18 protein-coding genes and 1 pseudogene are annotated in these 24,931 nt (G+C 71.1%); 11 read left to right on the top strand and 8 right to left on the bottom strand.

Annotated elements, in window-relative coordinates; translation table 11 throughout:
- The 3 genes from ACZ7L4_RS34785 to ptsP form a co-directional block, all read left to right on the top strand.
- Positions 1-239: hypothetical protein (locus ACZ7L4_RS34785; protein ID WP_472108795.1), on the top strand; the 239-nt coding region annotated here is incomplete at its 5' end.
- A 242-nt stretch (positions 240-481) separates the two neighbouring features.
- Complete coding sequence (locus tag ACZ7L4_RS34780; protein WP_472108793.1) at positions 482-931, top strand: PTS sugar transporter subunit IIA; 450 nt, start codon at positions 482-484, stop codon at positions 929-931.
- Positions 932-1,005: 74 nt separating this feature from the next.
- Positions 1,006-2,676 carry a phosphoenolpyruvate--protein phosphotransferase gene (gene ptsP, locus ACZ7L4_RS34775; protein WP_472108791.1) on the top strand — a complete coding sequence of 557 codons (1,671 nt, stop codon included), beginning with the start codon at positions 1,006-1,008 and terminating at the stop codon, positions 2,674-2,676.
- Between the two features lie 89 nt (positions 2,677-2,765).
- On the opposite strand, the gene ACZ7L4_RS34770 is transcribed toward ptsP, so the two are convergent.
- Positions 2,766-3,668, bottom strand: a complete 903-nt coding sequence (locus ACZ7L4_RS34770; RefSeq protein ID WP_472108789.1) for a hypothetical protein — start codon at positions 3,666-3,668, stop codon at positions 2,766-2,768.
- A gap of 101 nt (positions 3,669-3,769) precedes the next feature.
- Positions 3,770-5,743: an acetoacetate--CoA ligase gene (locus ACZ7L4_RS34765; RefSeq protein WP_472108787.1), complete on the bottom strand. Its 1,974-nt coding sequence runs from the start codon at positions 5,741-5,743 to the stop codon at positions 3,770-3,772.
- Between the two features lie 215 nt (positions 5,744-5,958).
- On the opposite strand from ACZ7L4_RS34765, the gene ACZ7L4_RS34760 reads away from it, so the two are divergent.
- Positions 5,959-8,316, top strand: coding sequence for a glycoside hydrolase family 31 protein (locus ACZ7L4_RS34760; RefSeq protein WP_472108786.1), 2,358 nt, complete (start codon positions 5,959-5,961; stop codon positions 8,314-8,316).
- A 34-nt stretch (positions 8,317-8,350) separates the two neighbouring features.
- Here ACZ7L4_RS34760 and ACZ7L4_RS34755 read toward each other — a convergent pair whose 3' ends face one another.
- On the bottom strand, positions 8,351-8,887 hold the full coding sequence (locus tag ACZ7L4_RS34755) for an NUDIX domain-containing protein (RefSeq protein ID WP_472108785.1): 537 nt from the start codon (positions 8,885-8,887) through the stop codon (positions 8,351-8,353).
- A gap of 71 nt (positions 8,888-8,958) precedes the next feature.
- Between ACZ7L4_RS34755 and ACZ7L4_RS34750 the strand changes: the two genes are divergently transcribed.
- The 6 genes from ACZ7L4_RS34750 (at position 8,959) to glpK (ending at position 15,946) form a co-directional block, all read left to right on the top strand.
- Positions 8,959-9,768 (top strand): M15 family metallopeptidase, encoded by an 810-nt coding sequence (locus tag ACZ7L4_RS34750; protein WP_472108783.1) that lies wholly within the window; start codon positions 8,959-8,961, stop codon positions 9,766-9,768.
- A 161-nt stretch (positions 9,769-9,929) separates the two neighbouring features.
- Positions 9,930-10,388 carry a Zn-ribbon domain-containing OB-fold protein gene (locus ACZ7L4_RS34745; RefSeq protein WP_472108781.1) on the top strand — a complete coding sequence of 153 codons (459 nt, stop codon included), beginning with the start codon at positions 9,930-9,932 and terminating at the stop codon, positions 10,386-10,388.
- A complete protein-coding gene (locus ACZ7L4_RS34740; RefSeq protein WP_472108834.1) occupies positions 10,385-11,575 on the top strand; it encodes a lipid-transfer protein in 1,191 nt (396 codons plus the stop codon). Before ACZ7L4_RS34745 ends, ACZ7L4_RS34740 begins: the two co-directional genes overlap by 4 nt.
- 96 nt (positions 11,576-11,671) lie before the next feature.
- The gene (locus ACZ7L4_RS34735) at positions 11,672-13,321 is read left to right on the top strand and encodes an EAL domain-containing protein (protein WP_472108780.1); all 1,650 of its coding nucleotides are present in this window, start codon (positions 11,672-11,674) and stop codon (positions 13,319-13,321) included.
- A 314-nt stretch (positions 13,322-13,635) separates the two neighbouring features.
- Positions 13,636-14,379 carry an MIP/aquaporin family protein gene (locus ACZ7L4_RS34730; protein WP_472108778.1) on the top strand — a complete coding sequence of 248 codons (744 nt, stop codon included), beginning with the start codon at positions 13,636-13,638 and terminating at the stop codon, positions 14,377-14,379.
- Between the two features lie 43 nt (positions 14,380-14,422).
- Positions 14,423-15,946: a glycerol kinase GlpK gene (gene glpK, locus ACZ7L4_RS34725; RefSeq protein ID WP_472108777.1), complete on the top strand. Its 1,524-nt coding sequence runs from the start codon at positions 14,423-14,425 to the stop codon at positions 15,944-15,946.
- A 118-nt stretch (positions 15,947-16,064) separates the two neighbouring features.
- Here the strand turns inward: glpK and ACZ7L4_RS34720 are convergent, their stop codons facing one another.
- From ACZ7L4_RS34720 to ACZ7L4_RS34700, 5 genes and pseudogenes are all read right to left on the bottom strand, one after another.
- Complete coding sequence (locus ACZ7L4_RS34720) at positions 16,065-16,667, bottom strand: GTP-binding protein (protein ID WP_472108776.1); 603 nt, start codon at positions 16,665-16,667, stop codon at positions 16,065-16,067.
- Positions 16,648-20,314: pseudogene (locus ACZ7L4_RS34715) on the bottom strand (hydantoinase B/oxoprolinase family protein). Before ACZ7L4_RS34715 ends, ACZ7L4_RS34720 begins: the two are co-directional and overlap by 20 nt.
- Positions 20,315-20,368: 54 nt before the next feature.
- Positions 20,369-20,764, bottom strand: coding sequence for a DUF742 domain-containing protein (locus ACZ7L4_RS34710; protein WP_450814535.1), 396 nt, complete (start codon positions 20,762-20,764; stop codon positions 20,369-20,371).
- Positions 20,765-20,773: 9 nt separating this feature from the next.
- The gene (locus tag ACZ7L4_RS34705) at positions 20,774-21,211 is read right to left on the bottom strand and encodes a roadblock/LC7 domain-containing protein (protein ID WP_422406034.1); all 438 of its coding nucleotides are present in this window, start codon (positions 21,209-21,211) and stop codon (positions 20,774-20,776) included.
- The gene (locus ACZ7L4_RS34700; protein ID WP_472108774.1) at positions 21,208-24,072 is read right to left on the bottom strand and encodes a sensor histidine kinase; all 2,865 of its coding nucleotides are present in this window, start codon (positions 24,070-24,072) and stop codon (positions 21,208-21,210) included. The genes ACZ7L4_RS34705 and ACZ7L4_RS34700 overlap by 4 nt, the downstream gene beginning before the upstream one ends.
- A gap of 426 nt (positions 24,073-24,498) precedes the next feature.
- Here ACZ7L4_RS34700 and ACZ7L4_RS34695 point away from each other — a divergent pair, with 426 nt between their 5' ends.
- Complete coding sequence (locus ACZ7L4_RS34695) at positions 24,499-24,915, top strand: hypothetical protein (RefSeq protein WP_472108772.1); 417 nt, start codon at positions 24,499-24,501, stop codon at positions 24,913-24,915.
- Positions 24,916-24,931: the final 16 nt, after the last annotated feature.

The raw sequence follows: 24,931 nt of genomic DNA, 5'->3' as shown, positions 1-24,931 counted from the left end.
CGCTTCCTTTGTACTCACCCTCTCGGGCTTTCCTCCGGGCGCTTCCCTTCGGTCTTGCTGTTTTGCGTTTCCGACTCTATCAGACCGTTTCACCGACCGATTTCCTCGGGTTTGATGCTTGCCTCAAGGGATTTCGCTTTCGCGGCCCTTTCGGCGAGGTCAAACACTATCAGTCTTTTTCCGGCCCGCTTGCCACACTCCTGCAGGCATGCAGGAATACGGTTCGCATTGCAACTTAGGACTTGATAGATGCTGCCGAGGTGTTGGACGCTCGATGGCGTCGGCTGCCCCTCTGGCAGGGGTACGACAGTACATCGGGCCCGAGCTTCGGCGCAAATCGTTTGCCCGCAGCCCCTACGTCCGCCAACCGGGACCTCTCGTAGGGAACCGGGACTTTTTATGACTTACGCTTCTGAACAGTACGCCGTCCAGGACAGGCAGTGACGGCGACCCTGATTCTCCGCCCCCTGGGAGGCTTGCCATGACCAGTGTGACGTCCCCGCTCACCGGACGCGCCATCGGGCTCTCCGCCGTTCCTGACCCGGTGTTCTCCGGTGCGATGGTCGGCCCCGGCTCCGCCATTGACCCCGCGCGCGTGGCGTCCGACGCTGTGGCCCCGGTGGACGGCATCGTGGTGTCCCTTCACCCCCACGCCTTTGTCGTCGTGGATGAGGAAGGCCACGGTGTGCTGACGCACCTGGGCATCGACACTGTCCAGCTCAACGGCGAGGGCTTCGAGCTGCTCGTCAACAAGGGCGACACCGTGCAGCGCGGTCAGGCCGTGGTCCGCTGGGACCCGGCCGCCGTCGAGGCCGCCGGCAAGTCGCCGATCTGCCCGGTCGTCGCCCTGGAGGCCACGGCCGAGTCCCTTTCCGGTGTCGTCGAGGACGGCGACATCAAGGCCGGCGACGCGCTCTTCGGCTGGAAGTGACGCGCTGCGTCACTGACGGCCAGCAGGAACTCAAAGCGGCGGCAGCGCTCGCCGCACTATCGGAGACGGGTGAGATGGAGACAACGCTGCGAGGCGTCGGCGTGAGCCACGGTGTGGCGATCGGCGAGGTTCGGCACATGGGGACGGCGGTGCTTGAGCCGCCGGCCAAGCAGATTCCGGCCGAGGACGCAGAGCGCGAACAGGGGCGCGCCCGCCAAGCCGTCGAAGCTGTCGCGGCCGACCTGATGGCGCGCGGCAATCTGGCCGGTGGCGAGGCTCAGGCGGTGCTCGAGGCCCAGGCCATGATCGCCCAGGACCCCGAGCTGATGGCCGACGTCGACCGTCGCGTCGCCGTCGGGAGCACGGCCGAGCGCGGCATCTACGACGCGTTCTCGCACTACCGCGAGCTCCTCGCCGGCGCCGGTGAGTACATGGCCGGCCGTGTCGCTGACCTCGATGACGTGCGCAACCGCATCGTGGCCCGGCTGCTCGGCGTGCCCATGCCCGGCGTTCCGGACAGCGACAAGCCGTACGTGCTCATCGCCCGTGACCTGGCGCCCGCCGACACCGCCCTTCTGGACCCCGCGCTCGTGCTCGGTTTCATCACCGAAGAGGGCGGGCCGACCAGCCACAGCGCGATCCTGGCCCGGGCCCTGGGCGTGCCGGCCGTGGTGGCGCTTCCCGGCGCCGGTGAGCTCGCCGAGGGCACGGTCGTCGCCGTCGACGGCAGCACCGGTGAGATCTTCGTCGACCCCAGTGCGGAGAAGCGGGCCGCGATGGAGGCCGCTGCCGCCGAGCGCAAGGCGGCGCTGGCCGCCTCGACCGGTCCCGGTGCCACATCCGATGGGCACAAGGTGCCGCTGCTCGCCAACGTCGGCGGTCCGGCGGACGTGCCCGCGGCGGTCGAGGCGGGTGCCGAGGGCGTCGGTCTCTTCCGTACCGAGTTCCTCTTCCTGGACGACAGCAAGAACGCTCCTTCCGAGGAGAAGCAGGTCGAGGCCTACCGGCAGGTGCTCGAGGCGTTCCCCGAGGGTCGTGTCGTGGTGCGGGTGCTCGACGCCGGTGCCGACAAGCCCCTGGACTTCCTGACGCCCGGGGACGAGCCCAACCCGGCTCTGGGCGTGCGTGGTCTGCGGACGCTGCTCGACCACCCGGAGGTGCTGCGCTCGCAGCTGACCGCGCTGGCCAAGGCCTCCGAGGGGCTCCCGGTCTACCTCGAGGTCATGGCGCCGATGGTGGCCGACCGTGCCGACGCCAAGGCGTTCGCCGATGCCTGCCGTGAGGCCGGGCTGCAGGCGAAGTTCGGCGCGATGGTGGAGATTCCGTCCGCCGCGCTGCGTGCCCGGTCGGTGTTGCAGGAGGTCGAGTTCCTGTCGCTCGGCACGAACGACCTGGCCCAGTACACGTTCGCCGCGGACCGTCAGGTCGGTGCCGTGTCCCGGCTGCAGGACCCGTGGCAGCCCGCGCTGCTCGACCTGGTCGCGCTGTCCGCGGACGCGGCGAAGGCCGAGGGCAAGAGCTGCGGTGTCTGCGGTGAGGCCGCGTCCGACCCGCTGCTCGCGTGTGTGCTGACCGGTCTGGGTGTCACCTCCCTTTCCATGGGTGCCGCTTCGATTCCGTATGTGCGAGCGACGCTCGGCAAGTACACGCTGGCCCAGTGCGAGCGCGCCGCCGCTGCCGCGCGTGCCGCGGAGTCGGCGGAGGAAGCACGCAACGCCGCTCAGGCCGTGCTGTCCGGCGAGTAACCGAGCACGATCGGTGCCTTCGGAGGGCGCTCCGCCTTTGGGCGGGGCGCCCTTCTCGCTTGTTCGCGGGGTTCAGCCACGCGGAGGTGTCAGTGGAGATGCCTCCCTTCCGGCTTGGCGTCGTCCACTTCTGGTGTGGTGCAGTAGTTCACGCCGGGTTCCGGAGCGGACAGGTCTCCGGAGTCGGCGTCGGTGCAGTAGGCGTCGAAGACCCGGCCCCCGGGGATCGGCCGGAGCCCTTCGTCCTTCAGGTGCCAGCCGTGGACGCGGTCCTCCTCGCCGGTGACCGAGCTGCGCACGATGACCGCGCTGGCGCGCCGGGTGACGATCGCCAGCGCCAGTACGGCCGTGACCTCCATGGCCGCGGACTCGTCGATCCTGACCGTGCCGGGTTCCGTGGCGTCCACGTGCAGGACGGCGTGCAGGGACTCCCGGTCGGTGAGCACGCTGCACACCCAGTGGTGGGCGCCCTCCCCCAGCGCGTCGATCACTCGGGAGACGAGGTAGGAGGCCCTGGCGAAGGCCATGCGCCCGACGTCCTGTCCGCACACGGCGCAGGCGCCTGTTCGGGAGAGGACGGACGTCGCGAATTCCCAGGTCGCTTGGCGGACCGCCTCTTCCACCAACTCGGGGACGAGGTCGGCCATGGGCTGTCCCTGGTAGGCGACCAGAGGTCCCGAGGCCGCGAGTTCCGCGGTGAAGCGGGTGCGGCTCACCGCGTTGTCCGGGTCCAGGCCCTCCGCCCTGCAGAAATCCGTGAACTCGGCAGGGTCGAAGAGCGTGACCGTGGTGTATCCGCCGGCCGCCGCCTGGGACTTGAGCAGGCCTTCCACCTGGCGCAGATACGTCGCGTGGTCGTCGAAGGTGAAGCTGCGGTAGAGCCGCATGGCCTCGAAGTCCTGCTCGTCGGCCAACAGACCGATGGTTCCCGCCACTTCACGGCGCAGGACGCGCCGCATGCCGGTCGTCCTGCTGTGTTGCGTGTGCCCCATGATTCCCCCTGAGCGCGCTTGAACGATGCTCACTCAGAGTAATCGGGGGCACTGACAACGCTACGTTCGGCGATGATGCGGCACCGGTGGCGGGCCTCCGGTCAGGCTCGCTTGCGGGCGATCTCCTCGTAGAACTTGAGGAGGTCGAGGTTGTCGATGGAGCCGGGGTTGACCGCCTTTTCCAGCGGAGTGCCCTGGAGCAGGCGCTTGACGGGGACCTCGATGCGCTTGCCGGTGAGGGTGTGCGGGACGCCGGGGGCCTCGATGATCTCGTCGGGGACGTGGCGCGGCGAGAGCTGTTCGCGGATGACCTGCTTGATGCGGGCGCGGAGCGCGTCGTCGAGGGCGGCGCCCGGCGCGAGGTGGACGAACAGGGGCATCCAGTAGCCGCCGTCGGGCTGTTCCAGGCCGATGACGAGTGATTCGCGGATTTCGGGGAGCCGCTCCACGGCCTCGTAGATGTCGGCGGATCCCATCCGGACGCCCTGGCGGTTGAGCGTGGAGTCGGAGCGGCCGTGGATGACGACGGAGCCGCGTTCGGTCAGCGTGATCCAGTCGCCGTGGCGCCAGACTCCGGGGTAGGTGTCGAAGTAGCTGTCGTGGTACCTGCTGCCGTCCGGGTCGTTCCAGAAGCGGATCGGCATGGACGGCATCGGGTTGGTGACGACGAGTTCACCGACCTCGTCGGTCAGCGGCACGCCCGCGGGGTCCCATGCCTGGAGGTCAGTGCCGAGCCCGGGCGCCTGGAGTTCGCCGATGTGGACGGGGAGCGTCGGGACGGCTCCGGCGAAACAGGAGCAGACGTCGGTGCCGCCGCTGACGGAGGCGATCCACAGGTCTTCTCGTACCTCGTCGTGGAGCCAGCGGAAGCCGTCCGGCGGGAGCGGGGAGCCCGTGGTGGCAACGCACTTGATGCGGGAGAGGTCGTGGTCGCGCGCGGGGTGCACACCGGCCTTGCGGCAGGCCATGACGTACGCCGCCGAGGTGCCGAAGAGGGTCGCGCCCGTGCGTTCGGCGATCGCCCACTGGGCGCCGGTCTCGGGGTATCCGGGGCTGCCGTCGTAGGTGACGATCGTGGTGCCGGTGAGCAGGCCGCCGACGAGGAAGTTCCACATCATCCAGCCGGTGGACGTGTACCAGAAGAAGCGGTCGTCGGGGCCGAGGTCGCAGTGCAGGCCGATCTGCTTGAGGTGCTCGACGAGGATGCCGCCCTGCGACTGCACGATGGCCTTGGGCAGGCCGGTGGTGCCGGAGGAGTAGAGCACCCACAGCGGGTGGTCGAACGGCACGTCCTCGTAGACGGGCGCGACGTCGGCCGAGGTGAGTGCCGACCATTCCAGGGCGCCTTCGGGGGCCTTGGTGCCGAGGAGCGGGATGTGCACCACTGCGCGCAGGGAGGGCAGTTCGTCGCGGAGTTCCTGGACGGTTTCGCGGCGGTCGTGCTCCTTGCCGCCGTAGCGGTAGCCGTCGACCGTGAACAGGACGACGGGCTCCACCTGCTGGAAGCGGTCCAGGACGCTGCGTGCGCCGAAGTCGGGGGCGCAGGAGGTCCACACGGCTCCGACGGCAGCCGTGGCGAGGAGGGCCGCGGCGGCCTCGGGGATGTTGGGCAGATAGCCGCTGACCCGGTCACCGGGGCGCACTCCGAGGGCGCGCAGCTCGGCGGCCAGCGAGCCGACCTGGGCGCGCAGCTCGGACCAGGTGACGGGGCGGGGCTCGTGGGTCTCGTCGACGTGGAGGATCGCGGGGGTGTCCGCGCGCGCAGGGTCGTCCGCCGTGCGCAGGGCGTGCGCCGCGTAGTTGAGCGTGGCACCGGGGAACCACTCGGCGCCGGGCATGTCACGGTTGCCGAGCACGCGCGTGTACGGGTGCGTGAAGCGCACGTCGAACCATTCGGTGACGGCCTTCCAGAAGGTCTCGAGTTCGATGACCGACCAGCGGTGCAGCGCCTCGTAGCCACCGTCGGCGGGCGCGCCGTGCTGCTCGGCCGCCCAGGCCTGGAACCGTGTGATCTGGGCATCGGCGATCTGCTGTCGATCGGGCTGCCAGAGCGGTGACGGGTTCTCGGTGGACATGATGCGGCTCCAGGAAGTACGTGCTCGGCGTGTGCGTCCTCGGCGCGCACCGCGGAGTGTGCGCCTGACACGGCTCCCAGGACGATGCCACGTGATCGACTTCGACACCAGGGTGTATCCCACATAGTCGGCCTCGTGAAGATGTGCTGGCACCACGGATGAACGGCAGTTGAACGCGGCACGCACGCGTGCGCCTCGGTGGCAGGGTGAGCAGCATGGATGGTCGTGACCTGGTGCGCTTGGCGAAGGCGGTCTCGTCCGTGGGGCCGGCCCATGGGCTGCGCTCCCTTCGGGCGTCGTGGCGGCACCGTCGCGCGGACTCGCTGGGCCTTCCCCGGCGCGGCGTCGAGCGGGCCCGGGTTCCGGGCTCCGTGGTCGGTGCGACGCCGGAACCGGGCGGCGGGCTGGTGCGGTTCACGCGGTCCCGGTTGCGCATCACCGTCACCGTGAGCGGTGCTCTCTTCTGGGGCTGGGACGGGGCCGAACCCGAGCCCTCGTACGCGCTGTCCGGGCTCTGCCCCGAGGCGGACCCGCGGGCGGTGCTCGAGCCGGACAAGGACGGCGGCTGGCGGGTGGTCTCCGAGCGGGTGACCGTCGTCGTCTCGCGGCACGGCGCCCTGGAGGTGCGTACGCCGGGTGGGGTGTTGCTGCGGCGCGATCTGCCGCCCCGGTGGTGGGAGCCGGAGGGCGGCGGTGAGGCGCGCTGGGCGCAGCGCAGCGAGGTCGCCGCCGACGCGCGCTTCTTCGGCCTCGGGGGGCGCGCCTCGGGCCCGCGGCTGCGCGACGCGACGTACCGCTTGTGGAACACGGATCCCGGCGGTTCGTTCGGACGGCAGGACGATCCGTTGTCGCTCACGATGCCGGTGCAGGTGGTGGTCGCGGACGCGGGGACGCATCTGGTGTTCCACGACAACTCGTGGGACGGCGCCGTGAGCCTCCGTGAGGGCATCGAGGGGGCGGGGTCGGGGCACGACTGTGCCGGGACGTCCGAACTGCGTATGGAGGGCGGCCCGTTGCGCTGCTGGGTGGTGGTGGGCACACCCGCGCGCGTGCTCCACGTCTGGTCCCGGCTGACCGGTGCTGCGGCGGTGCCGCCCGGCTGGGCGCTGGGCCACCAGCACGCGCGTGGGGGCTTCGGGAGCGAGCAGGAGGTGCGTCGCGTCGTCGCGGGCTACAGGGAGCGCCGGCTGCCCCTGGAGGCCGTCCATCTGGACATCGATCACTTGACGGCGCGACAGGCCTTCACCGTCGATCGTGAGCGTTTTCCGTCCTTGCCCAAGCTGGCCGAACAGTTGCGCGGTGAGGGTGTTCGCCTGGTGTCGATCGTCGACCCGGCGGTGAAGGTGCAGCGCGGCAACGCCCTGTACGACGGCGGGCTGGCGATCGACGCCTTCGTGCGGGACGCGGCGGGCAGGCCCGTGCGAGGTGTCGTGCGGCCGGGTGAGTCGATGTATCCGGACTTCACGGCGGAGCGGGTGCGCAAGTGGTGGGGAGGCCTGTACGAGGAACGTCTCACACAGGGTTTCTCGGGCTTCTGGCACGACATGAACGAGCCGGTGTCCTTCGCCGCCTTCGGTCAGCCCACGCTCCCCCGCTCGTCCCGGCATGCGGTCGAGGGGCGGGGCGGCGATCATCGGGAGGCGCACAACGTGTACGCCCTGTGCATGGCACGGGCCGGCTACGAGGGGCTGCGCGAACTCCAGCCGCAGGAACGGCCCTTCCTGTTCTCCCGGTCCGGCTGGGTGGGGCTGCAGCGCTACGGGGGGACGTGGTCCGGTGACGTCGCCACCGGGTGGCCCGGCCTCCGCTCCTCGCTTTCCCTGGTGTTGGGGCTCGGCTTGTGCGGGGTCCCGTACTCCGGTCCCGATGTGGGCGGGTTCGACGGGAAGCCGTCACCGGAACTGTTCCTGCGCTGGTTCCAGCTGGGCGCCCACCTGCCGCTGTTCCGCACGCATTCGGCGCTGCGGGCGGGGCGGCGCGAGCCCTGGATGTTCGGCGAAGAGGTGCTCGCGCACGCGCGCGTGGCGCTGGAGGAGCGGCGTCGCCTCCTTCCGTACTTCATGACCCTCGCGCATCTCGCCCGGCGCACCGGCGCCCCGTATGTGCGGCCTCTGTGGTGGGGTGCTCCGGAGGACCGGGCGCTGCGTGACTGTGAGGACGCCTTCTTGCTGGGCGACTGTCTGTTGGTCGCCCCCGTCCTGGAGCCGGGAGTAGACCGCCGCACCGTGCAGCTGCCGCCTGGCCGTTGGTACGACACGGTGACCGGCAAAGTCTTCGAGGGGCCCGGGCAGGTCACGGTGGACGCCCCCTTGTCGCGCATTCCGGTGCTCGCGCGTGGCGGGTCGGTGCTTCCTGTGCGCGATGCGGGCGGGGGCGTCGCCCTGGAGGCGTGGGCGCCGGCGCCGGGACGTACGGGCGGTGGCCTTGCGGCGCGGGACGTCGGGGACGGCTGGGAGGAACCGGAGATCGAACGCTTCCGGGTGCGCTGGAGCAAGGGCCGTGTGGTCGTCGAGTCCGACGCGGAGAACGGGGAGGTCGAACCGCGGTACCTCGTGCGTGTGCGCGGCCTCTGAGCGCCTTGCGACGCCGGTTGCCCGCGAGCGGCTCCTACAGGTAGCGGCCCTCGAACCAGGCCTTCACCGCCAACGTATGGAGCGGAAACGCCAGTTCGGTCGGGCGGCGCAGCAGGTGCCAGCCGTCCGTCTCGTCGGTGGCCGCACTGTCGGGCAGGAATCCCGCAGGGCGTTCGGGCAGGAGACCGAAGAGCAGCAGGTGGCCGTCCGGGGCGCTCATGGCGTCCACGAGGCGTACGTCGCGGGCCGCGGCGACGATGCCCGTCTCCTCCTGGAGTTCGCGGACGACGGCCCGGCGCCAGTCCTCCCGGTCGTCGATGAAGCCGCCCGGCAGGGCGGGCTCCCCGCGCGCGGGGGCGATGGTTCGGGTGATCGCGACGAGCGCGGTGCCCACCGTGTCGTACACCGGTTGCAGGGCGATGGCTACGGGGAGCGGGTTGCGGTAGGCGACGGAGTCGCAGGCCCGGCAGGTGCGGGGCCAGCCGTGCACCTCGGCCCCGTAGGCGGCCCCACAGCTCGAACAGTGGGAATCCGGAACGGGGTTGACCGTGGGGTGGGTGGATGCGGACACGGCGCGGACTGTATCCGATCACTCGGCCGCGGTCTTCCCCGGTGGGCCCGGCTCCTGATAGGAGCTGATCCATGACTCGAGCCTCCACCGCCCTGCGGAAACTCGCTGCCCTGGCCGCCGCCGCGCTGCTCGGCGTGGCCGCCGCGCCCTCGGCCGCCCATGCGACGCCCGACCCCAAGGCACCCAAGGACTTCGTGGCGCTCCATGACGTGGACCCCACGATCATCCAGGAGATGCGCTACTACACGCAGCACGACTTCATGGGTGAGCCGGTCGACGGCTACAAGAAGCCGATGTGCATCCTCACGAGACCTGCCGCACAGGCACTGCACAAGGCGCAGCTCGGCCTCCTGAAGGAGGGCTATTCGCTGAAGGTGTACGACTGTTACCGCCCGCAGCGCGCGGTGGACCACTTCGTCCGCTGGGCGAAGGATCTAGACGACCAGAGGATGAAGGCGGAGTTCTACCCGCGCGTGGACAAGACGCGCCTGTTCGCGGACGGCTACATCGCGGAGAAGTCGGGCCACAGCCGTGGCTCCACCCTGGATCTGACCGTCGTGAAGCTGCCCGCCCTGCCCACGCGCCCCTACGTGCCCGGCGAGAAGCTCACGCCCTGCTACGGGCCGAAGGCGGAGCGCTTCCCCGACAACTCGCTGGACATGGGTACCGGGTTCGACTGCTTCGACACGCTCGCCCACACGGACGATCCGCGCGTCCAGGGTGTGCAGCGGGCCAACCGGGACCTGCTGCGGAACGCGCTCGGCGCGCAGGGGTTCGTCAACCTGCCCGAGGAGTGGTGGCACTACACGTACAAGCCGGAGCGCTACCCGGACACGTACTTCGACTTCCCGGTCTCCAGGCGCTCGCTGACGGGGCGGTGACGCGGCGGGCGCGACCGGAAGCACCCCCGTGGATCCCGGTCGCGCCCTCACCGATCACGGACGCCGGTCGGGCGCGGACGGTTCTGCGGGACCCCTGACGTCATTCGGTTCCCCGTGGCACACTTCTGACGTTTCGTCAGATTCATTGCCGGGGAGGCACTGTGGCGCGCACGCGTACACCTGTCGTGGCCGACTGGTTCAGCGGAGAGGGGGACGACTTCCGCCTGCTGGGCACGCGCTGCTCCGCGTGCGCGTCGGTGTTCTTTCCGCGCGAGGACGGGGCGTGCCGCAATCCCGCCTGTGCGGGCGGCGAGCTGGTGGAACTGCCGCTGTCGCGCCGCGGACGCGTCTGGTCGTACACGGACGCCAGGTACCGACCACCACAGCCGTATGTGTCGGACCGGGAACTTCCCTGGCAGCCCTACGCGTTGATCGCTGTGGAGCTTGCCGCTGAGCGATTGGTCGTGCTCGGCCAGGGGGCTCCGGGCGTCTCCGTGGCCGATCTTTCGGTCGGCATGGAGGTGGAGGTCGTACCGGGCGTGCTCAACGAGGAGGGGGACGACGAGACCGGGACGACGTGGACGACGTGGCACTGGCGGCCGACGGGGGTGGCGGCATGACGGGGGACGTGGCGGTTCTCGGCGCGGGCATGCACCCCTGGGGGAAGTGGGGGCGCGGCTTCGTCGAGTACGGGGTGGCGGCGGCGCGGGCCGCGCTCGCCGACGCCGGGGTCGACTGGCGCGACGTGGGCTCGATCGTCGGCGCGGACACGGTGCGCGGCGGCTATCCCGGCTATGTGGCGGGAGCGACGTTCGCGAAGGCCCTCGGGTGGCAGGGCGCGCGCGTGGCCAGCGTCTACGCGGCCTGCGCGTCGGGGGCCCAGGCGGTCAACACGGCGCGGGCGCAGATCCTTGCGGGGCTCGCGGACGTCGTGCTCGTGGTGGGGGCGGACGCCGCGCCCAAGGGGTTCTTCAAGCCCGCCGGCGGCGACCGGCCGGACGACCCCGACTGGTTGCGCTTCCGTGCGCTCGGGGCGACCAACCCGACGTACTTCGGCCTGTACGCGCGCCGGCGCATGGCCGTGCACGGGGACACGCTCGAGGACTTCGCCCAGGTCAAGGTGAAGAATGCCGCCTCCGGCGCGCTGAATCCGAACGCGCGCTACCGCAAGACCGTGACGGCCGAGGAGGTCGCGGCCTCCGCCGTGGTCGCCGACCCGCTGCGGCTGCTCGACATCTGCGCCACGTCGGACGGCGGCGCGGCGCTGGTGTTGTCCAGCATGGAGTTCGCACGGCGGCACGGAGCGGCGGATCCGGTCCGCATCCGGGCCGTGTCGACGGTGACGCCGACATATCCGAACACCGTGCTCGACCTCCCGGACATCGCCACGGACTCGGCGGCCGGGGTCGCCCCCGAAGGCCCGACGTTCCGCGCCTCGATCGCCCGCGCCGCCTACGAAGAGGCGGGGATCGGCCCCGAGGACCTGTCCCTGGCGGAGGTCTACGACCTGTCCACTGCCTTGGAGCTGCAGTGGTACGAGGATCTCGGGCTGTGCGGCGAGGGTGAGGGCGCGAAGCTGCTGAGGGAGGGCGCGACCGCTCCCGGAGGCCGAATACCCGTGAACAGCAGTGGCGGACTCGCCTCCTTCGGAGAGGCTGTTCCGGCGCAGGCGATCGCCCAGGTCTGCGAGCTGACATGGCAGTTGCGGGGCGTGGCGGGCGACCGGCAGGTGGCCGGGGCCAGGGCCGGGATCACGGCGAACCAGGGCCTGTTCGGCCACGGTTCGTCGGTCGTGGCGGTGCGCTGACCACTGCATGCGTACGCTGCGTGGCCGTACCGGAATCCTGCGTGAACAGCGCGTGAACCGGCCCTGCCGGTGTCCGTGTGACGCCATCATGCTGCCGTGCACACCTGGCCGGACAGCCTCCGCTTCGCCTTCCAGCCCGTGGTCAATCTGGCCACGGGGTCGGCCGCGGCTCTGGAGATACTCGCCCGCCCCGAGTCGGGTGACGTGCTCGCGCGGGCGCATCGCGAGCCCGAGCTCGACGGCGACCTCGCCGCGCTGGCGATCCGCGACGCCGCACGCAGGGAGACGCTGCTTCCGTTGCACGTGAACGTGTTCGCGGGCACGCTCGCCGACCTGGGCGGTCTCGATGCGCTGCGGCGCGCGGTGCAGGACGTGGGCCGGATGCCGTGGGAGGTGACCGTCGATGTGGGGCCGCCGTTCACGCACGTGCCGCACCGCGCGCTCCTGGAGGGCGTCGCGGTGCTGCGCAAGGAGGGTTTCCGGGTCTGCGCCGACGGCGTGGGGGACGGTGACGTACCCCTGCGGCTGCTCGACGATCTGGCGCCCGACCTGATCAAGCTCGACGCCTCGCTGCTGACGCGCGGGGCGACGGTGCGGGCCATGCGGACGCTGTGCGAGGAGATCGGCGCCCTGCTGGCGGTCGAGGGGGTGGAGACCGAGACCCAGTGCATGGCGGCCCGCGACGCCGGGGCGCAGCTCGCGCAGGGCAATCTGTTCGCCCCGGCGGCCCGGTTGCCGATCTCCGAGGTGTACGTGCCCGAACTGCCCCCGGGCGTCGGCTCGTCGCGGCCGACCGGACCGCGGGTGCGGGACTTCGTGCGGCCCGCGGCGCTGCTGCCCGATTCGGCGTCCGCGGAGCAGGTGCGGCGTCGGCTCACCGGGGCGGCCGAGGTCACCGGGGTGCTGCTCGTCGACGCCGCCGGGGTGCCGGTGCGGTCGGTGCAGCGGGACCGCTTCCTGCTGTCGCTGTCCACGCGCTACGGGCACGCGCTGTACGCCGACCGGCCGGCCGCGCGGCTCGGCGACCGGCCGCGCACGGTGGGCGTCGCGGCGACCGCCTGGGAGGTGCTCGACGTGGTCGCGGACGGCGAGCACACCCGCACCGCCGACGACGTCGCCGTGGTGGACGACGACGGGCGCTGCGTCGGCGTCGTACGCCTCACCGACCTCGTACGGGCGCTCGCCGAGAGCCGGGTCGAGGAGGCCGCCGGGCTCAACCCGCTGACGCGGCTGCCGGGTTCGGACGCCGTGACGGGCGAGCTGGACCGCTGGGTGGCGCAGGGCCGCGGCTTCGCCCTGAGCTGGCTGGACATCGACGGGTTCAAGCAGGTCAACGATGGCGCCGGGTTCGCGGCGGGTGACGAGCTGATCCGCGCGGTGGGGCAGGCCCTCGCGCGTACGCAGTCGGAGTCCGTGCGGGTGGGGCACATCGGGGGCGACGACTTCCTGGTCCTGGCCGATCCGGAGTGGCTCGGTCCACTCGCGGCCGCCGTGCTCGACGCCCCTTGGTCGGCGGGCGGCAGGGCGGTGACGCTGTCGCTGGCCACCGTGGTCTGCCCGCCCGGCAGCGTGGCCGACCACCGACAGGCGGCCGCGCTCCTCGCCCCGCTCAAGAAGGCCGCGAAGGCGCTCACCGGGGCGAGTTGGGTGTGCGGTCAGGCGGGGCGCGAAGGCTTCGACGTGCGCCGCGGCGCTCGTGCCACGGGTGCCGCGCGCGATCCGAGGGGAGCGCCCGCCGCCGGTTAACCGTTGCCGTCCACGACCTTGACGCTCCAGTACGGCCGGTGAACACTTCCGGGTGTCAGTCGGCATCGCCGCAAATCGGCCCACCGCTGCTCGGGGCACCGCCTGTCCCAGGTGCGCTTTCCTGCCGGGGTGTGGCAGGTCAGGGCCGCTCCCCCACGTGTGGTTCCGACTGTGCGGGCACGCTCGTCACGGACGCCGGGCGGGGCGCGGGGCTTCCCTGCCCACGGCAGCCGTGGTTCAGAACCAGCCATGGAAACGCACCCTGCACGGAGGACCGGGGAGCACTGCCCCCGGGCGAGGGCCTAGGAGCCGCCATGAGCAACGGAGACATCTTCGTCGGTGAGGTCATCGGCACCGGCATTCTGATTCTGTTCGGCGCGGGCGTCTGCGCCGCTGTCACCCTGAAACACTCCAAGGCGAAGGCCTCCGGGTGGGTCGTCATCGCGTTCGGCTGGGGCTTCGGCGTGCTGGCCGGCGCCTACACCGCCGCTCCGCTGTCGGGCGGTCACCTCAACCCCGCGGTCACCATCGGCATCGCGGTCGACACCGGGAAGTGGGACAAGGTCTGGGTCTATCTGCTCGGCCAGATGGTCGGCGCGATGCTCGGCGCGGTCCTCGCCTACCTGGTGTATCTCGCGCAGTTCAACGCCAATGTCGGCTCCGGCGAGGAGTCCGCGGAGGACGGTCCGACGCCGACGCTCGGCATCTTCTCGACCATCCCGGAGATCCGGAACCTGACCGCGAACCTGATCACCGAGATCATCGCGACCATCGGACTCGTCCTGCCCATCCTCGCGTTCGGGCTCACCAAGGGGCTCGGCGAGTCCGGCACGCAGGTCCTGATCGTGGCGCTCCTGGTCGTCGGCATCGGCCTGTCGCTCGGCGGGCCGACGGGCTACGCGATCAACCCCGCCCGTGACCTGGGCCCGCGCATCGTGCACACGTTCCTCCCGATCCCCAACAAGGGGACGTCCGACTGGGGTTACGCCCTCGTCCCCGTCGTCGGTCCACTCATCGGTGGCGCGCTGGCAGGGGTCATCTACAACGCAGCGTTCTGAAGCTCAGACACACACTCGAACGTCTTCTTACGAAGGGGTAGCCATGCCCGACACTTCCGTGAAGTACGTCGCCGCCATCGACCAGGGCACCACCTCGAGCCGCTGCATCATCTTCAACCAGGACGGCGAGATCGTCGCCGTCGACCAGCGTGAACATCGCCAGATCTTCCCGAAGCCGGGCTGGGTGGAGCACGACGCCACCGAGATCTGGTCCAAGGTCCAGGCCGTGGTCGCGGGGGCGATCGCCAAGGCCGGGCTGCGCGCGGACCAGCTCAGCGCCCTCGGCATCACCAACCAGCGGGAGACGACGGTCCTTTGGGACCGGGCCACCGGCAAGCCCGTGCACAACGCGATCGTGTGGCAGGACACGCGGACCTCGGCGCTCTGCAACGAGCTGGGCGGAGCCGACGGGCAGGACCGCTTCCGCGAGACGACCGGCCTGCCCCTGGCGAGCTACTTCTCCGGGCCCAAGGCGGCCTGGCTGCTCGACAACGTGCCGGGCCTGCGGGCGAGGGCCGAGCGCGGCGAACTGGCCTTCGGCACGATCGACTCGTGGCTGATCTGGAACCTCACCGGCGGCACCGACGGCGGCGTGCACGTCACCGACGTCACGAACGCCGGGCGCACCATGCTGATGAGTCTGGAGACCCTCCAGTGGGACCAGTCGATCCTGTCGGCGATGAACGTGCCGGAGTCGCTCCTCCCGGAGATCCGCTCCTCCGCCGAGGTGTACGGCACGGCCGTCGGTCAGCTGGCCGGCGTCCCGGTCGCCTCCGCGCTGGGCGACCAGCAGGCCGCGGTGTTCGGACAGGCCTGCTACGACACCGGTACCGCGAAGAACACCTACGGGACGGGCAGCTTCCTGCTGCTCAACACCGGTAACCGGCCGGTGCCCTCGAAGAACGGCCTGCTCACCACCATGGGGTACAAGATCGGCTCCGAGGCGCCCGTGTACTGCCTCGAAGGGTCGATCGCGATCACGGGCGCGCTGGTGCAGTGGTTCCGCGACCAGCTCGGCATCATCAAGACCGCCGACGAGATCGAGACGCTCGCGGCGAGCGTGGACGACAACGGCGGCGCCTACATCGTGCCCGCGTTCTCCGGCCTGTTCGCGCCCTACTGGCGCTCCGACGCGCGCGGCGTCGTCACCGGCCTCACCAGGTACGTCACGAAGGCGCACCTCGCGCGTGCCGTCCTGGAGGCGACGAGCTGGCAGACCCGTGAGGTCGTCGACGCGATGTACCAGGACTCCGGGGTGCAGATCACGACCCTGAAGGTCGACGGCGGCATGACCAAGAACAATCTGCTGATGCAGCATCAGGCGGACGTCCTGGGCGTGCCCGTGATCCGGCCCAGGGTCTCCGAGACGACGTGCCTGGGCGCCGCGTACGCCGCCGGGCTCGCGACGGGCGTGTGGAACGACCTGGACGAGCTCAAGGCCCACTGGCAGCGCGACGCCGAGTGGACTCCCGCGATGGACGCGGGCGCCCGGGACCGCGAGTACCACAACTGGCGCAAGGCCGTGGAGAAGAGCTTCGGCTGGCACGAGGACGGGGACGGCGCGTAGGCCACGTCCACGCCCGTATGTACGCGCGCGTGGTGACGTAAAGCCATGCACGCGCGTAGGCGGCGGTTCACACCCCGGTCGGCGGGGGTGCGGACCGCCGCTGCGCGTGTCGGGACGCTCAGGTCGCGGCGGGCTGTCTGCGCTCGGCGGCTTCCGCGGCATGCCCGACGACGCCGATCAGGACCTCCTTCACCGACTCCTTGTCGCGTGCGTCGCACAGGATCACCGGGACTTCGGGATCGAGGTCGAGCGCCTGGCGGACCGCTTCGGCCGGGTGGCGGGTCGCGCCGTCGAAGCAGTTGACGCCGACGATGAACGGTATGGAGCGCCGCTCGAAGTAGTCGACCGCGGCGAAGCAGTCCTCCAGGCGGCGGGTGTCCGCGAGGACGACCGCGCCCAGCGCGCCGGTCGCCAACTCGTCCCACAGGAACCAGAAGCGGTCCTGGCCGGGGGTGCCGAAGACGTAGAGCACCAGGTCGTCGCGGAGCGTGATCCGGCCGAAGTCCATCGCCACCGTGGTGGTGCTCTTGCGCTCGACGCCCGCGGTGTCGTCCACGGGGCGGCCCGCCTCCGTCAGGACCTCCTCCGTGCGCAGCGGCCGTATCTCGCTGACCGCGCCGACCAGTGTCGTCTTGCCCACGCCGAAGCCGCCGGCCACCAGGATCTTGAGCGTCACGGGCTCGACGGGGGCCTTGCGGCGCTCAGAACGCCCGAAGATCATGACTGTGTCTCTCCTGCCTCGCCGGTGTCGCTGTCTCGGGTACTGCTGCTCGCCTCTGGCGGCCCGTAGCCGCCGCCTCCAGGCGTTTCGACGACGAGTACGTCGCCGGGGGCCACGTCGGCCGTGTCGCTGCCGTCGAGGCGGGTGACGGTGCCGTCCACGCGCTCCACGGAGTTGGCGCCGAGCGCTCCGGGGGCGCCACCCGCCATCCCGTAGGGCGGCACCCTGCGGTGCTGGGTCAGTGTGGAGACGGTCATCGGCTCACGGAAGCGGATGCGCCGCACGGCGCCGTCGCCACCCGGCCAGCGGCCCGCTCCCCCGCTGCCGCCCCGCACCGCGAACTCCTCCAGGAGGACGGGCAGCCGCCATTCGAGGACCTCGGGGTCGGTGAGCCGCGAGTTGGTCATGTGGGTCTGCACGACGGGCGCCCCGGGGAAGCCGTCCCCGGCGCCGGAGCCGGAGGCCACCGTCTCGTAGTACTGGTGGCGCGCGTTCCCGAAGGTGATGTTGTTCATCGTGCCGGAGCCCTCGGCCTGCACGCCCAGGGCCCCGTAGAGGGCGCCGGTGATGGCCTGCGAGGTCTCCACGTTGCCCGCGACGACCGCGGCGGGCGGCTCGGGCGAGAGGAAGGAACCGGGCGGCACGACGATGTCGAGGGGGCGCAGGCAGCCGTCGTTGAGCGGGATGTCGTCGCCCACGAGCGTCCGGAAGACGTACAGGACGGCGGCGTTGACGACGGCGAACGGGGCGTTGAAGTTCGTGGCGAGCTGGTCGGAGGTTCCGGTGAAGTCGACGGTGGCGCGGCGCTGTGCGCGGTCCACGCTCACGCGTACGCGGATGACCGCGCCCGAGTCGGTCTCGTAGCCGAACTCGCCCTCCTCCAGGGCGTCGATGACCCGTCGCACGGATTCCTCGGCATTGTCCTGCACGTGCTTCATGTAGGCGAGCACGACGTCGAGGCCGAAGTTCTCGATCATGCGGCCGACTTCGTCGACGCCCTTCTGGTTGGCCGCGATCTGGGCGCGCAGGTCGGCGAGGTTCGTCCGCGGGTTGCGGGAGGGGTACGGCGCCTCGGTCAGCAGCCGCAGCGTCTCCTCCTCACGGAACGTTCCGGCCTCCACGAGCAGCCAGTTGTCGAAGAGCACGCCCTCCTCGTCGATGGTGCGGCTGTTCGCGGGCATGGAGCCGGGGGCGATGCCGCCGATCTCGGCGTGGTGCCCGCGCGAGGCGACGTAGAAGAGAATCCGGTCACCGTCCGTGTCGAAGACCGGGGTGATCACGGTGACGTCGGGCAGGTGCGTGCCGCCGTGGTACGGGTCGTTGACGGCGTAGGTGTCGCCGGGGCGCATGGTCGCGCCGCGGCGGCGGATGACCTCCTTGACGCTGGTACCCATCGAGCCCAAGTGCACGGGAATGTGCGGGGCGTTGGCGACCAGGCTGCCGTCGGGGTCGAACAGCGCGCAGGAGAAGTCGAGACGTTCCTTGATGTTGACGGACTGCGAGGTCGACTCGAGTCGGGCGCCCATCTGTTCCGCGATCGACATGAAGAGGTTGTTGAAGACCTCGAGCAGAACCGGATCGATTTCCGTGCCGAGATCGGAACTCTCTGTAATCGCCGACCGTTCCATGAGCAGGTGGCCGTCGTCCGCGAGGGCCGCTTGCCATCCGTCGTCGACGACGGTCGTCGAGCCGTCCTCGGCGATGATCGCCGGCCCCTGGACGGCTTCGCCGGGCGGGAGTCGGTCCCGGTGACGGAGGGGTACGTCCCGCCAGGTGCCGCCGGTGTGCAGGCGGACGGTCGCGGTGTCGGCCGGGGTGGTGGCGCGGGGTGCGAGGTGGGAGAGATCGGGGGGATCGGTCAGGCCAGTGGCTTCTACGGAGAGTGATTCGACGACGAGCGGTCGGTCCAGGGTGAAGGAGTAGTGAGCGCGATGACGTTCTTCGAAGGCGCGGGTCATGGCGTCGGGTTCGGCGAGTTCCACGGTGAGCGCGGTGTCCGTGCCGTCATAGCGGAGCTGGGCCCTGCGCGTGATGCGAATGCGCTGCTCAGGGACGTCCTCGGCGCGCAGTTCGTCTCGCGCGGCGCTCTCCAGGTCGTCGGCCGTCTTGAGGATGTGCGGCATCGAGGCGGCGTCGACGGTGGCCTCGACGGACTGCTCCCGCATGGCCGTGGTGTCGGCGAGCCCGATGCCGAGCGCGGAGAGGACGCCTGCCATGGGCGGTACGAGGACCGTGCGGATGCCGAGTTCGTCGGCGACCTTGCACGCGTGCTGGCCACCCGCACCACCGAAGGTGGTGAGGGCGTAGCGGGTGATGTCGTGGCCCTTCTGCACCGAGATGCGCTTCACGGCGTTGGCGATGTTGGCCACGGCGACCTGGAGGTAGCCCTCGGCGACCTGCTCCGGGGTGCGCTCGTCGCCGGTCTTCTCGCGGATCTCGGCGGCGAGCGCGGCGAAGCGCTCGCGCACGAGACCGTCGTCGAGCGGCTGGTCCCCTTCGGGGCCGAACACATGGGGGAAGTGGCCGGGTTGGACGCGACCGAGGGCGACGTTGGCGTCGGTGACCGTGAGCGGCCCGCCGCCCCGGTAGCAGGCGGGTCCCGGCACCGCGCCCGCCGAGTCGGGTCCCACCCGGTAGCGGCTGCCGTCGAAGTGCAGCACGGAGCCGCCGCCCGCCGCGACGGTGTGGATGTCGAGCATGGGCGCCCGCAGCCGTACGCCGGCGATCTGCGTGGTGAGGACCCGCTCGTACTCGCCCGCGAAGTGCGAGACGTCGGTGGAGGTCCCGCCCATGTCGAAGCCGATGACGCGGTCGAAGCCCGCGCGCTCCGACATCCGGGCCATGCCCACGATGCCGCCCGCGGGCCCGGACAGGATGGCGTCCTTGCCGCGGAACTGCCCGGCCTCCGTGAGCCCTCCGTTGGACTGCATGAACATCAGCCGCACATCGGGGAGTTGCTCGGCGACCTGGCGCACGTAGCGACGCAGGACGGGCGACAGGTAGGCGTCGACGACGGCCGTGTCGCCCCGGGGCACGACCTTCATGAGCGGGCTGACCTCGCTGGACAGCGAGATCTGCGGGAAGCCGATCCGTTCGGCGAGGGCGCCGATCGCGCGCTCGTGGTCCGGGTGGAGATGGCTGTGCAGGCAGACGACGGCGACCGCCCGAATGCCGTCCTCGTAGACGCCGCGCAGCGAGGCCTCGAGGGAGTCGAGGTCGAGCGGTGTGATCACCTCGCCCTGGGCGTCGACGCGTTCGTCCACCTCGATGACGCGCTCATGGAGCAGTTCGGGCAGCTCGATGCGGCGGGCGAAGATGTGGGGCCGGTTCTGGTAGGCGATCCGCAGGGCGTCTCGGAAGCCGCGCGTGATGACCAGGGCGGTGGGTTCTCCGCGGCGCTCCAGGAGGGCGTTGGTGGCGACGGTGGTGCCCATGCGGACGGAGTCGACGAGGTCACCGGGCCGGCCGCCGGACTCCGGCCCCGCCCCCTCGGCGAGGAGCTCGCGGATCGCGAAGACGGCCGGGTCGGCGTAGCGCGCCGGATGGTCGGAGAGCAGTTTGTGCGTGACCAGGCGGCCGTCGGGCCGCCGGGCCACGACATCCGTGAAGGTGCCGCCTCGGTCGATCCAGAACTGCCAGCCTGCCACGTGTGTCTCCTGCCGTCCGCCCCGTTCCTGTGCCTCGCAGGCTCCGCTGTCGGATCAGAGCGCTCTGAGGCCGTCGATCACGTCGCGGAGAATACTCGTGTCGGGCAGCTGGGCTGGTGGGACCGGCCGCGTCACATGGACGAGTTCGTCGTCGACGAGGTCGCCGATGAGGACGCGCACGACTCCGATCGGAAGATCGAGCTCCGCGGCCAGTTCGGCCACGGACTGCGGGGCGTCCTGGCAGAGTTCGACGATGTCGACGTGTTCCGGCGACAGCGTCTGGTCCTTCGCGGCGTCGCCCTCGTGCTGTTCGGCGACGACGACCGCGATCAGGTCGAGCCGGTGCTGGGCCGCGCTGGTGGTGCGGCCGCGTGTCATGGCGTACGGGCGTACGACGGGACCCGCGTCGTCGTCGAACCAGTGATGCGTCTCGTGACCGTCTGGTCTCATGTCAACCCACTACCCTCCGGCGGGCAGATCCGTGCGCCGGGCCGTCCCCAGATGCGCTCCGACCCTCTTGACCAGCAGGGTCATCTCGTAGGCGACGAGGCCGACGTCGGAGTCCGCGTCGGACAGCACCGCGAGGCAGCTGCCGTCCCCCGCCGCGGTGACGAACAGGAAGGCCTCGTCGAGTTCGACGACCGTCTGGCGGACGCCGCCCGCCTCGAAGTGCCGGCCCACCCCCTTGGCGAGGCTGTGGAACCCGGAGGCCACGGCGGCGAGGTGTTCGCTGTCCTCGCGGCTGAGGCCCTCGGAGACGCCCGTCGGCAGCCCGTCGCCAGAGAGCACCATCGCCTTGCGGATACCGGCGACGCGCTCGACCAGGTCGTCCAGGAGCCAGTTCAGCTCCCCGACGACGCCGTTGGTGGTCTGCGCATTGGCCTTCGGCGCGGTCATCGACCGTCCCCCTCAGAATTCGTTCCTGGTGCTGTACCGTCGGCGCGCTCATCGCCCGCGGTGTTCTCCGCTCGTCCACGCCGCCAGCCGCGCTGGAGCGAGGCCATACGGCTGCGCACCTCGTCGGCGTCCCGGTCGGGGAGTTGTGCGGAGGGAGTCCTTTCTTCGGCCGGTGCCGCGCTGTCGCCGCGCAGGTCGGGGCCGTCCTTCAACTGCGGGGCCAGGCTGGCCTGTCGGACGCGGCGGGGCAGGCCGCCGGGAGTGGTGCTGGGCGTGCTGCCGGCCTGCGGGGCGTCCGCCGCGGGCTCCGGGGTCTCGCGGCGCGGTGCCGGAGTCTCCTCCACCGCGCGTGCGCGGCGCCTCCTGGGGAGGCCCGCCGGGGCATCAGGGCGTCCGTCGCCGTTGCCGTCGCTGCCGGTGCCGGCGTCACTGCTGTTGCCGGCGTCGCTGCTGGTGTTGTTGCCGCGGTCGTGCCGTTCGCCCGGTTCGGGCGTGGCGCGGTCGGCCTCGCCGGGCCGGCTGTGGGTGACGGGTCTGCCGTGCGAGCTGACGAGCTTGGGCACGCGTCGGCGCGGGAGCGGCAGCGGCCCGTCCGGACCGGCTGCCGGGTCCTGCGCGTCGCGGTCCCCGGAGCGGCGCGGGCCGCCCGTGCGGCGGGAGGACTCCATGCCGCCGGGACCGGCTCCGTCGTCCTCGGCCTGCTGGTGCTGCTCGCCAGGGGGGCCTGCCACGGTGCGGCGGGGGCGGAACAGGCTGCCGCGCTCGCTGTCATCGTCGCCCAGGGCGCCGGGGAACTGGGTCATGTCGGAGGTCGTCAGCGGAGCCTCGAGCTCGACGGGACCGTCGACCACGGAGGCCGGCAGACCGGGCAGCCCGGCCACGGTGCCCGGCTTCGCGAGGGTCACCGACGGAGGCGTACGGCGGGGCGCGTTGGGCCGGTCGAGACGGAAGCCGGCGCCCTCGGTGTCCGGGGCGTCGGTGAGCAGGGCGTCCGGGATGAAGACGACCGCGGTGGTGCCGCCGTAGGGCGACGGCTGGAGGGAGACGCGGATGTTCTGCCGCTGGGCGAGACGGCTGACCACGAACAGGCCGAGCCGGTCGGTGTCGGAGAGTTCGAACTCCGGTGTCTCGGCGAGGCGCAGGTTGGCGTCGAGCAGCGCGTCGGAGGTCATGCCGAGGCCGCGGTCGTGGATCTCCAGGGTGAAGCCGTTCGCGACGCGCTCGCCGACCACCTGCACGGCGGTGTGCGGCGGCGAGAACACGGTGGCGTTCTCCAGGAGTTCGGCCACGAGATGGGTGAGGTCGGCGACGGCGGGCCCGGTCACGGCCATCCGCGGCAGCCGCCGTACCTCGATGCGCTCGTAGTCCTCCACCTCGGCGACGGCTGCCCGCACGATGTCCATGAGCTGGACGGGGCGGCGCCACTGCCGGGACGGAGCGGCGCCGGAGAGGATCACCAGGCCCTCCGCGTGGCGGCGCATGCGGGTGGTGAGGTGGTCGAGGCGGAACAGGTCGGCGAGTTCGTCGGTGTCCTCGGTCCTGCGCTCCATGGTGTCGAGCAGGGTCAGCTGCTTGTGCAGCAGGACCTGGCTGCGCCGGGCGAGGTTGACGAAGACCTCGGAGACGCCGCGGCGCAGCTCGGACTGCTTGACGGCGGCTTCGACGGCGGAGCGCTGCAGAGTGTTGAGCGCCTGGCCGACCTGCCCGATCTCGTCCTTGTCGTACTCGAGGCGCGGCGCCTCGGTCTCCACGTCGACCTCGTCCCCGGCGGCGAGCCGCCTCATCACACCGGGGAGTCGCACGCCGGAGGCCTCGTGCGCCTCGAGCCGGAGCCGGCGCAGGTCGCGGACGAGCCCGCGGCCGATGCGTACGGACAGGTACAGGGAGAAGAGCAGGGCGAGCAGGCCGAGGACTCCGGCGACCCCGGCCCGGAGCAGGACGTCGATGGCCTCGGGCCGAGCACGGTCCTGGTAGCGCTCGGTCGCGGCGGTGTCCCGGTCGACGAGATCGCCGAGCACCGGCTTCGACGCCTTGTCCCAGCTCCGCGCGGTGACGCCCCGGGGGGTGCCGGGGGAACCGTTCACGACCGCTTCCTCCGCGGTGCGCAGCGGGTTGGTGTCCGGGCTCTTCCAGTACCGCTGGTAGCGGGAGCGCTCGGAGTCGGGCAGGAGCGCGAGATTGCTCTCGTAGAGGAGGGAACGCTGGGCCACGAGGTCGGAGACCTGCCGCAGTTCCTGCTGGGTGAATCGGCGGGCCACGAGGCCCGAGCCGACCAGGGCGTCCTCCTGGGACAGGAGTTCGCGGGCCTTGAGCACGCCGACGAGGGCGCGCGCCTGGCGTTCCACCTTCGCGTTGTCGAGGGCCGTGAGGTCGAGCAGGAAGTCGTACGTCGGCGCGATGAGGCGGTTGTAGAACTCGAGGGCCTGGGCGCGGGTCACGGTGCCTTCGTCGACGTTCCGGCGGAGCGAGGCGATGCCTTCGAGGCCCTCCACCGCGGTGTCGAGGGAGGCCCGGGCGTCGCTGTCCAGGTCGTCGCGGACCGCTCCGTCGCGCACCGTCTCCTTGATTCGGGTGATCGACTCGTCGGCCGTGGTGCGCTTGGCGCGCAGCGCCGACTGGGCCTCGGAGGCGCGGGGGTCGGCGAGATACACGAGCGTCTGGCGGCGTTCCGCCTGCAGGGTGCGGCCCGTGGCGACCAGCGGGTAGGCGACCGAGTCGATCGCCTGGCCCGCGGAGATCAGCTGGACGGCGGCGCGCCCCGTGATCACTGTGGCGAAGGCCCAGATCGCCGTCAGGGACAGCAACGGCACCAGCAACAACGCCACGATCTTCCGGCGGATGGACTTCCCGCGAAAGCGCATGGCCTCCCCCAGATCGACCCCTCAGCCTTCAGGGGCACACATGTGCGTCAACAAACGGCGCGAGCCTACTACTGAGACGGGAGCAACTCGAAGACCTGTCCGGATGACGTCCAGGTGAACTGAGGTGCCAACATCACGAGTTGTCCGGCATTGCGGGAGATTCCCTCCGCCCGCGGCGGGCCTGGGTGACGATCACAACCGGCGTACGAGGCCGAAGAGTTGGCCGGAATCCTGCGCACCGCTCGCCCGGAACAGGCAAGTTCGCCGCATCGGGAATCTTCCCGCCCCGCCGTTCGTCTCCATCAGGGGCAGAAGAGTCGACGGCGTAAAGCACGGCAATTCGGGCAGTCACTGTTGCAGTGCCGGTGCGGGGGCATCGGCTTGAGGGTCGTTGAGGACCCACGAGCGGTGGGGAGTGACGTGGCGATGGGTACGGCGGATCGAAATGGCCTGTGGGTCGAGGAGCCGGCGCGACGGCGCCGCATGCCCGATCCCGTACGGACGTCCGCGGTGCGGGCCGTCCTGATAGTGGCGCTCACGCTGATCCAGGCCATGATCGCCGTGCTCTGCACGCTGACCGACTCCTGGCTGGCCTTCCCCATGGTGCTCAGCAGCGTGGGGAGCACGGTGGTGGCGACATGGGGCGTCCTGGACGTCTGGGTGACCCGTCAGGTGTGGAACCAGCGGCACGGCGTCGTCTCGGTCCCGGCCAGCACGGCCCGACAGTTGCGCAAGGAGCGCCGCCGGGCCCGCCGCGCCGCGAGGTCGCGGGGCGGCGTCGCCCGGCCCGACGGGGTCAACATACGCAGGCGCGGCAGGTCGGGGCAGCTGACCCACACCTGAGCCGCCTGCGCCGCAC

The sequence above is a fragment of the Streptomyces sp. NPDC107575 genome (assembly GCF_055657265.1).
The sequence above is the reverse complement of the archived record's forward strand: the minus strand, read 5'-3'. Positions and strand labels throughout refer to the sequence as shown.